This window comes from Prevotella sp. FD3004 (assembly GCF_000746155.1).
Lineage (GTDB): Bacteria > Bacteroidota > Bacteroidia > Bacteroidales > Bacteroidaceae > Prevotella.
Genome location: NZ_JQKR01000008.1, coordinates 223,190 through 237,872, shown reverse-complemented (window position 1 = coordinate 237,872; position 14,683 = coordinate 223,190). Strand labels below are relative to the sequence as shown.

Sequence of the window (14,683 nt, the reverse complement as noted above, 5' to 3'; positions counted from 1 at the left end):
ATAATTTTCGTAATTTTGCATGCACAAAAAGCAACTAACGTATAATAGGTATATTACTAAACAATTTAATCAACAACTAATTTATTAAAAGATGAACAACGTATTTCTATGGTCATCAAAGCGTGCCCTATTGGCATCAGCTTTGACAACGTTGCTCCTTACAGTCCCGGCAAATCAAGCCAAGGCTTTAGGAGGAGTAAATGAAATCCATCAGTCGGCAATCGTAAATGGTATTATTGTCGACTCAGCGGGAGAACCCATCATTGGAGCAACTATTAAGGTAAAAGGCGGTCAGGCCGGCTCTATCAGTGATTTTAATGGTAACTTTGCGATTGATGCTAATCGTGGTCAGGATCTTGAGGTAAGTTACATTGGTTACAAGACGCAGGTTGTCAAAGTGAATGGACAGAATCTGAAGATTATTCTTCTTGAGGATTCAAAGGCACTTCAGGAGGTAGTAGTAGTAGGTTTCGGTACCCAGAAGAAGGTTAACCTTACGGGTGCCGTTTCTGTTGTTGATGGCGACGAGCTGGCTCAGCGTCCCGTTGCTAATGCCGCTCAGGCTTTGCAGGGTGTCGTTCCAGGATTGCAGATCGCATCAACCAGTGGTTCGCTCGATGCTTCACCCAGCATTAACGTTCGTGGTACCGCCACTATCGGTGAGGGTTCAAGCGGTTCGCCTTTGATTCTGATCGATGGTATGGAGGGTGACCTGAACACCATCAACCCACAGGATATCCAGAGCATCTCTGTACTGAAGGATGCTGCTGCATCATCAATCTATGGTAGCCGCGCACCTTTCGGCGTTATCCTGATTACCACCAAGAATGGTGCCAAGGATAGTAAGGTAAAGGTTAACTATAATAACAGTTTCCGTTTCAGCAACCTGATTCGTGGTAAGCACATGATGAACTCGGTTGATTACGCTTCGTGGTTGAACGATGCAAAAACCAATCAAGGTCAGTCGGTATTCTTCGATGCTGATCGTATGGCAGCCATCAAGGAGTATCATGAGGCGACACCCGTAGGTCCTGGCACACGCCGTACTGCCGATGGTAAGCTGGTTTACGCTATCGGTTCGCAGAATGGTGTAACTTGGGACGATGGTTACGGCTATGGTATCGACGATGTTGATTGGTATGATGTGGTTTATCGTAACTCAGCCTTCTCGCAGGAACACAACGCCAGCGTAAACGGCGGTTCGGATAAACTTAACTTCTATGCATCAATCGGCTACCTGGATCAGGGTGGTTTCATGAACATGGGTAGCGATGGTTACAAACGTTACAATGGTACAGCCAAGATGAACATCGAGCTGGCCAAGTGGATTCGCATGAACTACAACATGCGTTTTGCTCGCACAAACTATCATCGTCCTGCTGCGCTTACAAGCAGTCTGTATAACGATATGGCCCGTCAGGGTTGGCCTATGCTGCCTCTGTACGATCGCAACGGTTATCTGTACTCCTCACCATCGCCAGCTCTAGCTCTGGCTACAGGTGGTACCGACCGTAAGGAGCGCGACGTACTTAACCATCAGCTTGGTTTCGTTATCGAACCTGTTAAGAACTGGATTACACATATCGATTTCAACTACAAAATAGATAACGCTATCCGCCACTGGGATAGTCAGCGCACCTACAACCACAACGTGGCTGGCGAGGCTATCATCTATAACCAGGGCTCGAACGTTCACGAGGACGAGTTTAAGGATAACTACCTGAACTTCCAGGCTTATACCGAGTACACATGGAGCCTAGCCGAGAAACATAACTTCCATGTAATGGGTGGCTTCCAGACCGAGCAGCTTAAGCGCACCGAATTTGGTTTACAGCGTAACGGTATTCTGGATCCTTCAAAGTCTGAGGTTGACCTAACCAACGGTCTGAGCTACTCAGGTGAGGCTATCGTACCCGATGTAAATGGTGCTCGTAACCAGTGGCAGACAGCTGGCTTCTTTGGACGTGTAAACTATAACTACGCCGAGAAGTACCTGTTCGAGGCTAACCTGCGTTACGATGGTACATCACGTTTTCGTAGTGATAAGATGTGGAAGCTGTTCCCGTCAGTATCACTGGGTTGGAACATCGCCCGCGAGAAGTTCTGGGAGAACCTGGCCGGCACTGTTAATACCCTGAAGTTGCGTGCTTCGTACGGTTCGCTGGGTAACCAGAATATTAACAACTGGTATCAGACTTACCAGACTATCGCTTACAACTCTGTAGCCGGTACATGGTTGCAGAATGGTGCTAAGCCTAACACCACCAGTGCTCCTGGACTGGTTTCGGCTCTGCTTACATGGGAGAAGGTGGAGAGTTACGACCTCGGTCTCGACTTCGGTGCTTTCAACAATCGCTTGACTGGTACTTTCGATTACTATATCCGTAACACTAAGGATATGGTGGGTAATGCTCCTGAACTTCCTGCTATTCTTGGAACCAATGTTCCTGTAACTAACAACACCGACTTGCGTACTACGGGATGGGAGTTACAGATTAGCTGGCGTGATGTGTTGAAGAATGGTCTTTCGTATGGTGTTACCTTTAACATCTCTGATGCACGTACAAAGATTACCCGTTATCCTAATAACCCCACAAGCTCTATCAATAGCTATATTGAGGGACGTTATATCAATGAAATCTGGGGCTTTGAGACCATTGGCATCGCTAAGAGCGACGAGGAGATGAACGCTCACCTGGCTACAGCCGATCAGAGTTCACTGGGTAGCAACTGGGCTGCAGGTGATATCATGTACCGCGACCTGAACAACGATGGTAAGATTTCACGTGGCGCACAGACACTGGCCGACCACGGCGACCTGAAGGTGATTGGTAACTCAACACCTCGTTACCTGGTAGGTTTGAACCTGAATGCAGCTTATAAGGGCTTCGATATCAGTGCATTCTTCCAAGGCGTGATGAAGCGCGACTGGTGGATTGGTGGCTCATGGGGCGGCGGTCTTGAGTACCTGTTCGGTACCACTAACTCTTGGGAGTGGTGGAGCGTAGGTATCACCGACGTTCAGGATTACTATCGTGATGCCAACACATGGTCGGTACAGAACGGTTATCAGCAGGAAAATAAGGATGCCTGGTTACCTCGCGTACAGTTCAGTGATAAGAATGAGCAGGCTCAAACCCGCTACCTGATGAATGGTGCGTATGTTCGCCTGAAGAATATTCAGCTTGGCTATACCATTCCACGCCAGATTACCCAGCAATGGGGCATCAGCAACCTTCGTGTGTTTGTATCAGCTGAGAATCTTTTCACTATCACCGAGATGCCTCATCAGTTTGATCCGGAGTTGATGTCAAATTCGGTTGATCAGAACAATGGCTATCCTTTGCAGAAGACATTCGCATTCGGTCTTAACGTATCATTCTAATGGTAAATATTCACGTATTAAATAATAGGAAATTATGAAACTCTATAAATTATCATTCATAGCATTGGCTCTTACTGCAACTGCATGTACCGACTACCTGGAGCAGGAGCCACCATCATCGCTCACCCCTGAGAACTTCTACACCAGCGAGGATCAGGTGCAGGCTGTAGCAAACCGTTTTTATCAGGATATCATGCCTGGTCATGGAGGTTGGGATTATGGTACATATACAACAGACAATAATACCGATGTCCAGGCCTCGCGCACTCCAAGTGCAAAATTTTCAAGTAACCTTTGGCGTACTAGTCAGACAGAAGATGACTGGTCATGGGGTAATATCCGTAATGTAAACTATCAGCTTGGTCAGCTTAAAGCTAAATTGGCCGAGAACGCCATTAGCGGAAACGAAACAAACATCCGTCAGTATATAGGCGAGGTTTATTTCTTCCGTGCTTATGCTTATTTCGAGTTACTGAAGAAATATGGCGACCTGCCTATTTTGACTGAGGCATTGCCCGATGATGAGAGTGTACTTGTTGCTGCCAGCAATCGTCAACCATGTAATGAGGTTGCTCGTTTCATCGTAAATAATCTTGATACGGCCATCATTTACATGAAGGAGGATTTCGAGAACCGACATACACGTATTTCTGTCGATGCCGCCAAACTGTTCAAGAGCCGTGTAGCTCTCTATATGGGATCGTGGCTTACCAACTTTGCTGGCACTCCATTCGTGCCCAATGGTGCAGGTTGGCCAGGTGCTGCCAAGAATCCTAACTACCAGTACCCCACAGGCTCAATAGAGAACGAAGCTAAGTACTTCTTCGAGACAGCAGCCGCTGCAGCCGAGCAGGTAGCCGATAAGTATAAGAACAGTCTGACTGTTAACAACGGTGTGGTTCCTCAGACTGAGGGTCAGAGCAATCCTTACCTTGAGTTGTGGGGCACTACTAACTGCACCGGTAAGAATGAGATTCTGTTGTGGCGCGAGTATAGCAAGTCACTCGGTATTCAGAACGATATAGAGGTGGCTGTCGAGAAGGGAAATATCGGTACTGGTGTTACCCGTTCGCTCGTAGAGCGTTATCTGATGGCCGATGGTAAGCCTATTTATGCGTCTGCCTTTACCTATGATGACTCTGAGATCGCCAAGGTCGTGGAGAATCGCGACCCACGTTTACAGGTTATGCTCAAGGTCCCTGGACAGGTTAACTGCTTTAAGAATGTTACTGACGATGCTGGTACACATTGGACTGAGACCGAGCCTACACCTAATATCACCAACGCTAATGCCGAGGATGGTTACATTACCGGCTACGCTATCCGTAAGGGTATGACATTCGATCGTGCACTTACTGCCAATGGCGGTAGCTATAACGCTTGTGTGATTTTCCGTGCTACCGAGGCTCTGCTCAACTATATCGAAGCCGAGTACATGCTCACTAAGGATATCTCATCTGGTAAAATTCTTGAGTATTGGAAGAAGGTCCGCCAAACTGCTGGCTTTACAGGTGCCGCTGTTGATCCTCAGGTAACCATCGCTGCTACCGATATGACCAAGGAGACACTCGACTGGGGTGCTTACACCGCTGGCGAGCTGCTCACCGATGCAACACTTTACAACATCCGTCGTGAGCGTAGCTGTGAGCTCCTGGCCGAGGGCCTGCGTGATATGGACCTGAAGCGTTGGCGCTCATACGAGCAACTTATCAAGAATCCCGTATATGCCGAGGGTATCCACCTGTGGAATACGCCTATGGAGAAGTGGTATAACGATCTGGTTGCCGATGGTTCAAGCAGCTCGAACGTATCACAAAAGAGCATTAGCGAGTACCACTGTCCACACGTGGTTAACATGACTAACAATAGCTATGCTAAGGGTCTTACATGGCGTATGGCCTACTATCTGCAGCCACTGCCTCTGCGTCAGTTCCTGCTCACAGCAGCCGACCACGCCAGCATCGATCAGAGTCCGATGTACCAGAACCCATACTGGCCCACCGAGACCGATGCCCCTGCACAGCAGTAATATCCTATCAGTTCAATCCCCCATTCGTAACGGAATGGGGGATTATTGTTACTTTAAGTTCTTTATGCTTTCTGGCTGTTCCTGTATTTGGTAGGAGACATACCCATGGTCTTAGAAAAGAGACGCGAGAAGTAGAGAGGATCCTTGATACCGACTTTATAGCAGATCATATTGATTTTCATGTCCGTCGTTCGTAACAAACGGCAGGCGTGTTCTATCTTCAAACGATTGAAATAAACCCAAGGGCTTTGGCCGGTCTTTTTTTTGAAACTAGTCATGAAGTGACTTTGTGAATAGCCCACATACGTCAGCACATCTTTTATCATGATGTGGCTCTCGATGTTTTCCCGCATATAGTGTATGGCCTGTTTAATAAGATCTTTCTCTGTCTCGGCTTTAGCTCTGCGGAATTGTCCTAGATACCTCATCGAAGCAAGGAAGTGATGTAGCAGACTGCTGGCATAGCGCATGTCTTCTAGTTCTTTGCCATGTTGAAGTGTTGTCATTATTTCCTCGAATATATTGATGCGATCGCCAATACGAGAGTTTATCGTAATGTTGATGTCCTGAGGTGTTGCGGCTCCTTTAGCATATACATGGGCAGACGTTCCGCCAAAGTGAACCCAGTAGATGGTCCAGTAATGATTGGTACCATACTCATGCGGTTCTCCTTTAGGTAGTATGAAATATTGGTTTCGCTTTACCTCATAAGTCTGGCCTTCGACGCGATACCATCCGCAACCTTCTACACAATAGATAAGCACATACTGATCGATTCCTTTTTCACGGATCCGATGGTGATATTCAGCTTTTGGGTAATAGCCGATGTCGGTGATATATAGACTTTGACAGAGTTCGTCTTGCTTCTCTATCTCAATCTGTGCTGGTGGAAGAACTGTCATCCGTTCTCCTTGAAAACCTTCCTTCTTTCTGATCATGAGTATGTCCCCTTTATTCTGAATGATGTTTAGTGCTTATTTTTTGCAAAGGTACATATTCTTATTGATATAACAAAATAAAGCGGTGTTTCCACATAGGAAACACCGCTTTATCTTATTGGTGTGTTATAGTTTTTATTTCAGATTCTTGATTTCAAGAGCGGGCTTGTACTCAGGGTCGATTGCGAGAATCTTTCCTGCATAGTCCTTAGCACCTGCTACGTTTTTGTTGATGTATGAGTTGAACATCATATAGTGATAAGCAGTCTTCAGCATGATATCCTCACCCTTGGTGCGATCAGCCTTGCTGCCGAGAAGCTCAATTACCTTCAGATAGTCAGGCTTAGCCAGACTGTTCTTCATATTGTCGTCAAGCTTGTTCACATTGCTGGCTGCCATATATGTTGCGTATACCTGCTGAACGGGGAACTTCTCACCTGCTGCACGGAACAGGTCAACGGCTTTCTGGATGTACTCTGCCTTCTTGGTAGGATCAGCTTCACCATACTTTGAGTAGATAATTGCCAGACCTTCCTCGTCGTCGAAATTTACGTCGGGCTTGCAAGCTAGGTATTCATTATAGTACTTAATGGCGTTGTCGAATTCCTTGTCCTTTAGATAAGAGTCCGATACGCTCTTAAGGATGGACCAGCGCTTGATCATAGATGAGTCATTAACCAGCTCGAGTGCCTTATCATACTCAGCGTACATGTTGACCTTGTCCTCGAGTGCCTGATAGATTAGAGCTGTATAGAAGTGGTCATACTCAGAGAACTTGGCGCTGTCGGTTTCGTTGAAGTATTTATTGATATAAACTTTAGCTGCCTCGTAATTCTTCAGTTCGTAATTAGAGAACATGGCCAGACGAGTGAATGTCGGGTTGCGTGGCTCGAGTTTGAGACCAGCCTCTGCAGCGCGAAGCGCGTCCTCGAAATGACCTGTGAAATAGCTGCAACGTACAAACTCATTGAGGTAACTCTTGTCGAGTTTGGTAATGTCTGACTTAGCGAAATTCTCGTAAGCCTGCTTCTCGTCACCAGCCAGCATGTAGATATGGGCGGTGAAAGCATCGATATCCTCGTTGGGGCAGTACTGCTTCATCTCCTTCAGTTTGGCAGCAGCCTGGCTTGGGCTAATCTTACGATATACCATGGCCCACTTCTTGTAACCTTCGGGGTTGGTCTTGTCGAAGTTTATGGCCTGATTGTAGTAACCTGCGGCCTTACCACCGTCAGTGCCATAGGCAGACTCGATGTCGCCCAACAGCAGATAGGCAGGAGCAAACTGATATTTAGGTTTGCCAGCCTCGTTGGCATAGTTGGCAAAGAGAGCTGCGTTAGCTGTATCCTTCTGAGCATAGAAGGCACGAGCAACCTTGATAAGAGCCTCAGGGTTCTTCTTGTTCTTCTTGTAAGCTGTTTTTGCTAACTCGGCTACGTTAGGAGCCTTTGACTTGATTCCGTCGAGAGCTGCATTAAGCTCTGCTTCCTGTGCATTAGCGGTGGCGCTGAAACCTGCCAGCATCACACCCATTACTAAATATTTGATTGTCTTCATAATCGCTTATGTTTTTTAGTTTCACTTATTGTTATCTCACTCTCTTGTTCTTATGACGTTTAAAACTACGTTTGGTTTAATTGTGGTTTATTGTTTGTTTACAATCACGTCGCGCACATTCATATTAGCTGTACGAGGCAGAAGGCCTGCACGTAGGATGATTTTCTGGCCTTTAGGTAGCTGAATGAAATGTGTGAAACCTGATGGAATGCCGTTGCGTGTATCGTTAAGCAGGGCATAAATGGTACGGCGTAGGGGATAGTTGCCGTTGTATAAATAGAACTGATAGGGCTTCCAGCTGTTGTAACTCTTGGCGGAGTCCATTTTACTGACGCCCATCACGGTAATATTCTTCTTAAATGTGACGTTGGTGGTGTCGCGCTTGTCGTTGAGCCAGTTGCTGCCGATGATACCGAGTGAGTTCTCGTGTTTCTCAACATAATCTATAACTGCAGCACTAGTTTGTACGGCGCCGATGTTCTTGGCGCTGAATTGCTTTCCATCAAGAATGGAATCGACACACCAGCGAACGGTACTCGAAAGAGGATTATCGAATACCACGTCAATCTCGCCAAGTTTAGATTTTGGATTAAGATCCTTCCACTGAGCTATCTCACCACGGAGTACACGGGCAAAGTCCTTGATGGTGATACATGTGTCGGGATTGGCATTGTTTACAATGATAGCCAGACCGTCGTAAGCGATAGGTATCGCTCTTGGCATGTACTTACGGTCTATGAGATTCTGGCGCTCCTTCTCCGTAAAATCGCGGGTGGTGAAGGCAAGCCATGTCTCGAGTTTCATAACCTTCTTCACTGCATCTTGTTCGTTGATGTAGACAGGGGTGATGGAGTCGAGTGTCTGATTAGTGAAATAATAAAGTTCCTCATCGAGGATAGGGTAGAAACTCTCGTCAGCTACGAAGTAACTGGCTGCTTTCTGATAGGCTTCCTCTAATTCAGGATTAGGCTTGTTCCCACATTCTGGGAACAAGCCTAATATAAGTGTTAATCCAACTAATTTTGTGAATTTGTTGAATGCGTTCATTACAGATTGATAGTATTACTGCAGACGGAAGGTTACAGGAACTGTGTACTTTACACGTACTGCAGAACCGTTCTGCTTACCAGGAATCCAGTGAGGCATGGACTTAACCACGCGTGAAGCCTCCTTATCGAGTGAGGGGTCAACACTCTTTACAACCTTTACGTCGGTGATAGAACCATCACGCTCTACAACGAAGGTTACGATAACACGACCCTGTACACCGTTCTCCTCGGCTACAACTGGATACTTGATATTCTTATTCAGATACTCGAACAGAGCAGAAGGACCACCAGGGAACTGGGGCATTTCCTCTACAACGTCGAATACCTTTGTCTCCTCAACCTTCGGGGCTTCGGGCTCAGCAATCTTTTCCTTAGCCTTCATTACCTCGCCTGCCTCTTCGTCGTTTCCTTCAACAGTGAAGGCACCGATGGCGGTGTTGGTCTCCTGGAGCTCTTCCTGAGATTTCATCTCCTGATCCTCCTTCACTTCTTCGTCCTTCTTAATTTCAGGAACGGTGAAGGCTACAGAGCTCTTAACGCGCTCTACTTCAATCTTCTCAACCTCGGGTTCGTCCTTCTTCTCAACCTTAGCTTCTTTCTTCTCAGCCAGACTTGCCAACTCTACGTCGGCCTCGATGGCTGCGTTCTGTGAAGCAATATAGTTTTCAATAGACACCTTAGCAATGACGATGGCTGCAATGATGGCAAAACCAACGAACATTGTAATCAGGGCCTTAAGGTTACGAACACCGGTGTTCTTGCGCAATTGATAAGCTCCGTAAGCTTGGTTCTTACCTTCAAATACGAGGTCGACCCAGCCATTGTCTATAAGATCTATTTTTGCCATAGTTCTTTCTTACTTTTTAGGGGTTAATCACTTGACGCCTGCCTTCGCAATGAGTTCCTTATCATCGTCACTCATCTTGTCGACATTGTCAATGACGTACTTATCAATATTGCTAATCAACATCTCATCGAGAGCGGCTACCATGTTCTCATACGTTGCTGTATTGAGAGGACGGATAATAACAGTCATGGTAGGAACCTTCTCACCGCTAGGGAGTTCACCCTTCTTCAGCTTCTTGAGTTGTTCCTGATACTGCTCGTCGGTCATTTTAGAACCGAACTCCGTTTTCTTGGCATCAAGCTCCTTCTTTGCCAACTTGATCTTGGCGATAGGGTTGATACCTTCTTCGGTAGTATGCTCGTTGAGCACCTTCTCAATACCATCCTTACCGTAAGAGGTTTCTTTTACGCATGAAGGATCGTCGTAGTTGGGCAGACCAGCTACATACCAGACCTTGTCGTTTGAACCCAGATAAAGGGTGATGGTGTGAGAAGCTTTTGTTACCTGTTTCTGCTCTTCACTCAGATTCTTCGTGTCATCGTTCGACGGCATGGTCAGCTGCATAGCCTGCGGCTTGGCCAATGTAGTACACAGCATGAAGAAGGTGATCAGAAGCATCATCATGTCTACCATTGGCGTGAAATTCACGCGGGTATCCATCTTTTTCTGCTTGGATAGATTTTTCTTTGCCATAATACAATTAGTCGTTTAAACGTTTAACATCGAGGTTCGTAATGAGCTGGAAACGGTTCTCATTCATATCCTGCAGTTCCGACATCAGCAGTTTAATAGAAGAATACGGAGTCTTCGAGTCGCACTTGATGGCGAGCTTGATGTCGGGGTTCACATCACGGGCAGCTGTAACCCATTCCTGAAATTCACTTTTACCTCCGTTGATACTGTCGAGCGGAAGTCCAAGTTTCTGGATTGCCTCACCCATCTTGTCTGGCTCCAGACTCAGGTAGTTGGCGAGCTGAGACATGCTGGCACCTACCATGGCATCCTCGCGGAAGTGCTTCACCTGGGTGGGATTCAACTGGACACCATACTTGTCAGTCATAGCGTCCAGCATTGCCTGCATGTTGTTCTTGTTTTCGGTACCACAGAAGACGCGACCCTCTGGAGTAACCAGAATGTTAAGCACGTCCTGCTCTGGTATCTTCAGCTCTGACACCGAGTTAGGCGCGTTCACTGATACTGGTTCTGGTGTCAGGAATGTTGAAGTCAACATGAAGAAACACAGAAGCAGCGTCATCACGTCTGACATAGGCGTCATGTCAATCCAGATGTCTTTTTTCTGTATCTTAATTTTAGCCATACTAAAACCGATTTTGAAGTTTTAAATGGTTAAAAATTAAGCCTCGTTGTGGTTAGAATCGTATGTAGCGGCGATTGTGTAACCAATCTCGTCGAGTGCGAATGTCAGCTTGTCGATCTTGTTTGAGAAGAAATTGTAAACAACGGTAGCAACCCATGAGGTCAAGATACCAGATGCTGTGTTTACAAGGGCCTCAGAAATACCGGCAGACAGAGCCATAGAGTCAGCACCACCACCTGCAGACAGAGCCTGGAATGAACCGATCATACCAAGCACAGTACCGAACAGAGCGGTCAGAGTACCCAAAGATACGATGGTAGCAACCATGGGGAGGTTCATCTGCAGTGTAGGCATCTCAAGCTGAGTGGCCTCCTCGTGAGCCTGCTGAATCTTAGCAATCTTAGCAGCCTTCTTCAGGGTTGTGTCACCCTCAACGGTCTGGTACATCTTGATAGAAGCCTTAACTACGTTAGCTACAGAACCCTGCATCTTATCGCAAAGCTTGTCAGCCTCTTCGAACTTCTGGGCCTTGATAAGAGCCTTAACGTCGGCAGTGAACTTTGCCAGGTTAATCTTACCAGCAGCAGTCTTAATAGCGAAGAAGCGCTCGATACCGAGGCAGATGACGGTGAACAGAAGGGTCAGGATCAAACCTACAACGAAACCACCCTTATACACTGTACCAAGAAGGTTTGCGGGGTGTCCGCTACGGTCGCCACCGATGAAGTTATCGGGGTTACCCATTACGAAGTACCATACACCATAACCTGCAAGAGCGCAAATCACGAGGATAATCCATGCAGCTTTAATACCCTGGAAGCCCGATTTCTTAGCTGGGGCTGCAGCCTTTGTTGTTGTTGCCATAATTTTGATTAATTTTTTAGTTATTAAATTGAAATAATTGTTTGTAAATGCTCGATTTAGTGAGAGTTACGGCTAGACACGTAGTTTTTCCAACTCCGTGGTTCGCAAAATCACCTCGCAAAGTTACTAATTTAGGTGATAATAAAGCAAGAATTAATGACTTTTAACTATAATTTTCTTGATTTACGACAATTTTGCCAGCACTTCCTTTATGCGTCTCATGGCCTCGATGATGTTCTCATCGCTGGTAGCGTAACTCATGCGGAAACACTCGGGATCGCCGAAGGCGTCGCCGCCTACTGTGGCTACGTGTCCCTTCTCAAGGAGATACATGGCAAGGTCGGTTGAATTGTTGATTGTAGTCTCACCATCGCTTTTGCCGTAGAAGCTGCTGCACTTGGGGAATAGATAGAATGCCCCCTCAGGTACGTTGACCTCGAGGCCAGGGATGTCCTTGGCAAGTTTCACAATGAGGTTGCGACGGCGCTCAAATGCCTGACGCATGTCTTCTACGCACTGCTGGTTGGCAGTATAAGCGAATTCTGCTGCTTTCTGACTGACGGAGCAGGGGCCGCTAGTATACTGGCCCTGCAGTTTGTTGCAGCCCTTGACAATCCACTCTGGGGCGGCGATATAGCCAATGCGCCAGCCTGTCATGGCATAAGCCTTAGACACACCGTTGACAATGATTGCACGTTCCTTCATGCCAGGGAACTGGGCGATAGACTCGTGCTTGCCAATGTAGTTGATGTGCTCGTAGATCTCATCGGCCAGCACAAAGAGGTCTTCGTGGCTTAAGATAACATCAGCAAGAGCCTTTAACTCGGCTTTGCTATATACGCTTCCCGTGGGGTTGCTGGGAGAGCAGAGAATAATCATTCGGGTTTTCGGAGTAATGGCTGCCTCAAGCTGCTCTGGTGTCATCTTGAAGTTCTGGTCGAAACCAGCCTCCACAAACTTAGGTGTACCACCTGCCAGCAGCACCATCTGGGGATAACTCACCCAATATGGGGTGGGGATGATTACCTCTTCGCCATCGTTAACTAGCGCCATCACGGTGTTGCACACACTCTGTTTGGCACCGTTGCTCACCAGAATCTCGTTGACGGTATAGTCCAACTGGTTCTCGTTCTTCAGCTTGGCTACGATAGCCTTACGGAGATCGGGATAGCCCGGAACGGGTGAGTAGCGTGAATAATTGTCGTCTATTGCCTTCTTGGCAGCCTCTTTAATCGCATCAGGTGTGTTGAAGTCGGGCTCGCCGACACTCATGTTGATTACATCGATACCCTGCGCCTTCATTTCTGAGCTTTTCTGAGACATTGCAAGCGTTGCTGAAGGGGCTAAACGCTGCAGACGATTAGATAATTGTGCCATATTTTTACGAAATTTTGTGCAAAAGTAATCATTTTATTTGTGAATGCGAAAGAAATATGCCACTTTTTCGATTTTTGGGGTGAAAATGTGACAATTTGTGAGCTATTTCAGATGCAGCGTATGTCCCATGCGTACTTTTTTCGTTTCAAGATAACGCAGATTGTAGGGATTGGGAGTTACCTCGATAGGAACATTCTCGATAATCTCAAGACCATAGGCTTCCAGTCCTACACGCTTTACGGGGTTGTTGGTCAGAAGACGCATCTTATGTACACCAAGGTGGCGGAGCATCTGGGCACCACATCCATAGTCGCGCTCATCGGGCTTGAACCCCAGATGGACGTTGGCGTCGACAGTGTCGAGTCCCTCTTCCTGAAGTTTGTAGGCTGCAATCTTGTTCATGAGTCCGATGCCACGGCCTTCCTGTTGCATATAAATGACCACGCCCTTGCCTTCTTTGTCGATGGCCTGCATGGCCTTGTGAAGCTGTTCACCGCAGTCGCAGCGTTTTGACCCAAGAATGTCGCCTGTCATGCATGAAGAGTGGACGCGAACAAGAATGGGCTCGTCCTCCTTCCATTCGCCCTTGATGAGGGCCATGTGCTCCAGACCATTACTCTTCTGACGGAAAGGTATCAGACGGAAGTGTCCGTAGTCTGTAGGCATTTCAACCTCTTCGCCAACCTCGATGAGCGACTCCTTCTTCAGACGATAGGCTATCATATCCTTGATACTGATGAGTTTGAGGTTCCACTCTTTGGCAAATTTTATGAGTTCGGGCATTCGCGCCATACTGCCATCTTCGTTCATGATTTCCATCAGGGCACCAGCAGGATAGAGTCCTGCCATCTTACAGAGGTCGATAGCTGCCTCGGTGTGCCCGCTGCGGCGAAGTACCCCATTATCTTGTGCATAGAGAGGGTTTACATGGCCAGGACGTCCGAAGGTCTGAGGGGTAGCTTTGGGGTCAGCCAAGGCTTTGATGGTCTCGGCACGGTCGTGGGCACTTACACCTGTGGTGCATCCCTCAAGTTTGTCAATGGTTACTGTGAATGGAGTACCAAGTACAGAGGTGTTGTCCTGTACCTGATGGGGTAGGTCGAGTTCCTTGCATCGCTCAATAGTGATGGGGGCGCACAGCACGCCACGGGCATGTTTGAGCATGAAGTTCACTTTCTCGGCAGTAATCTTTTCCGCTGCGATAATCAGGTCTCCCTCGTTTTCACGATCCTCATCATCGACAACTATTACAAACTCGCCGTTCTTGAAGTCCTCTACGGCTTCCTCTATGGTGTTGAGTTTCATTTCTTCCATTTCCT

Annotated in this window: 11 protein-coding genes; 2 read left to right on the top strand and 9 right to left on the bottom strand. The window is 47.1% G+C overall.

All coding sequences use genetic code 11. The features are described 5' to 3' along the window. Nucleotides 1–91: 91 nt before the first annotated feature. Together T325_RS01180 and T325_RS01175 are read left to right on the top strand one after the other, a co-directional pair. On the top strand, nucleotides 92–3,385 hold the full coding sequence (locus tag T325_RS01180) for a SusC/RagA family TonB-linked outer membrane protein (RefSeq protein ID WP_036909683.1): 3,294 nt from the start codon (nucleotides 92–94) through the stop codon (nucleotides 3,383–3,385). A 34-nt stretch (nucleotides 3,386–3,419) separates the two neighbouring features. Then, nucleotides 3,420–5,414: a RagB/SusD family nutrient uptake outer membrane protein gene (locus T325_RS01175; RefSeq protein WP_036909681.1), complete on the top strand. Its 1,995-nt coding sequence runs from the start codon at nucleotides 3,420–3,422 to the stop codon at nucleotides 5,412–5,414. 62 nt (nucleotides 5,415–5,476) lie between these two features. On the opposite strand, the gene T325_RS01170 is transcribed toward T325_RS01175, so the two are convergent. From T325_RS01170 to T325_RS01130, 9 genes are all read right to left on the bottom strand, one after another. After that, on the bottom strand, nucleotides 5,477–6,352 hold the full coding sequence (locus T325_RS01170) for an AraC family transcriptional regulator (RefSeq protein WP_036909680.1): 876 nt from the start codon (nucleotides 6,350–6,352) through the stop codon (nucleotides 5,477–5,479). Between the two features lie 135 nt (nucleotides 6,353–6,487). Then, nucleotides 6,488–7,909 (bottom strand): tetratricopeptide repeat protein, encoded by a 1,422-nt coding sequence (locus tag T325_RS01165; RefSeq protein ID WP_156097615.1) that lies wholly within the window; start codon nucleotides 7,907–7,909, stop codon nucleotides 6,488–6,490. A gap of 87 nt (nucleotides 7,910–7,996) precedes the next feature. Next, on the bottom strand, nucleotides 7,997–8,956 hold the full coding sequence (locus T325_RS01160) for a PstS family phosphate ABC transporter substrate-binding protein (protein ID WP_036909676.1): 960 nt from the start codon (nucleotides 8,954–8,956) through the stop codon (nucleotides 7,997–7,999). A gap of 15 nt (nucleotides 8,957–8,971) precedes the next feature. Next, a complete protein-coding gene (locus T325_RS01155) occupies nucleotides 8,972–9,805 on the bottom strand; it encodes an energy transducer TonB (RefSeq protein ID WP_036909675.1) in 834 nt (277 codons plus the stop codon). 27 nt (nucleotides 9,806–9,832) lie between these two features. Next, nucleotides 9,833–10,498 carry an ExbD/TolR family protein gene (locus T325_RS01150; protein WP_036909673.1) on the bottom strand — a complete coding sequence of 222 codons (666 nt, stop codon included), beginning with the start codon at nucleotides 10,496–10,498 and terminating at the stop codon, nucleotides 9,833–9,835. A 7-nt stretch (nucleotides 10,499–10,505) separates the two neighbouring features. Then, nucleotides 10,506–11,123: an ExbD/TolR family protein gene (locus tag T325_RS01145; RefSeq protein WP_036909672.1), complete on the bottom strand. Its 618-nt coding sequence runs from the start codon at nucleotides 11,121–11,123 to the stop codon at nucleotides 10,506–10,508. A gap of 36 nt (nucleotides 11,124–11,159) precedes the next feature. Further along, nucleotides 11,160–11,987, bottom strand: a complete 828-nt coding sequence (locus tag T325_RS01140; RefSeq protein WP_036909671.1) for a MotA/TolQ/ExbB proton channel family protein — start codon at nucleotides 11,985–11,987, stop codon at nucleotides 11,160–11,162. A 183-nt stretch (nucleotides 11,988–12,170) separates the two neighbouring features. Beyond that, complete coding sequence (locus tag T325_RS01135) at nucleotides 12,171–13,364, bottom strand: pyridoxal phosphate-dependent aminotransferase (protein ID WP_036909670.1); 1,194 nt, start codon at nucleotides 13,362–13,364, stop codon at nucleotides 12,171–12,173. 102 nt (nucleotides 13,365–13,466) lie between these two features. Next, the gene (locus tag T325_RS01130) at nucleotides 13,467–14,678 is read right to left on the bottom strand and encodes a bifunctional 3,4-dihydroxy-2-butanone-4-phosphate synthase/GTP cyclohydrolase II (protein ID WP_036909669.1); all 1,212 of its coding nucleotides are present in this window, start codon (nucleotides 14,676–14,678) and stop codon (nucleotides 13,467–13,469) included. Nucleotides 14,679–14,683: the final 5 nt, after the last annotated feature.

What these genes read in the sequence shown, in the direction of transcription:
- T325_RS01150 (WP_036909673.1), bottom strand. Translation starts at nt 10,498, where the DNA reads ATGGCAAAGAAAAATCTATCCAAGCAGAAAAAGATGGATACCCGCGTG.
- T325_RS01165 (WP_156097615.1), bottom strand. Translation starts at nt 7,909, where the DNA reads ATGAAGACAATCAAATATTTAGTAATGGGTGTGATGCTGGCAGGTTTC.
- T325_RS01135 (WP_036909670.1), bottom strand. Translation starts at nt 13,364, where the DNA reads ATGGCACAATTATCTAATCGTCTGCAGCGTTTAGCCCCTTCAGCAACG.
- T325_RS01175 (WP_036909681.1), top strand. Translation starts at nt 3,420, where the DNA reads ATGAAACTCTATAAATTATCATTCATAGCATTGGCTCTTACTGCAACT.
- T325_RS01160 (WP_036909676.1), bottom strand. Translation starts at nt 8,956, where the DNA reads ATGAACGCATTCAACAAATTCACAAAATTAGTTGGATTAACACTTATA.
- T325_RS01130 (WP_036909669.1), bottom strand. Translation starts at nt 14,678, where the DNA reads ATGGAAGAAATGAAACTCAACACCATAGAGGAAGCCGTAGAGGACTTC.
- T325_RS01170 (WP_036909680.1), bottom strand. Translation starts at nt 6,352, where the DNA reads ATGATCAGAAAGAAGGAAGGTTTTCAAGGAGAACGGATGACAGTTCTT.
- T325_RS01140 (WP_036909671.1), bottom strand. Translation starts at nt 11,987, where the DNA reads ATGGCAACAACAACAAAGGCTGCAGCCCCAGCTAAGAAATCGGGCTTC.
- T325_RS01145 (WP_036909672.1), bottom strand. Translation starts at nt 11,123, where the DNA reads ATGGCTAAAATTAAGATACAGAAAAAAGACATCTGGATTGACATGACG.
- T325_RS01155 (WP_036909675.1), bottom strand. Translation starts at nt 9,805, where the DNA reads ATGGCAAAAATAGATCTTATAGACAATGGCTGGGTCGACCTCGTATTT.
- T325_RS01180 (WP_036909683.1), top strand. Translation starts at nt 92, where the DNA reads ATGAACAACGTATTTCTATGGTCATCAAAGCGTGCCCTATTGGCATCA.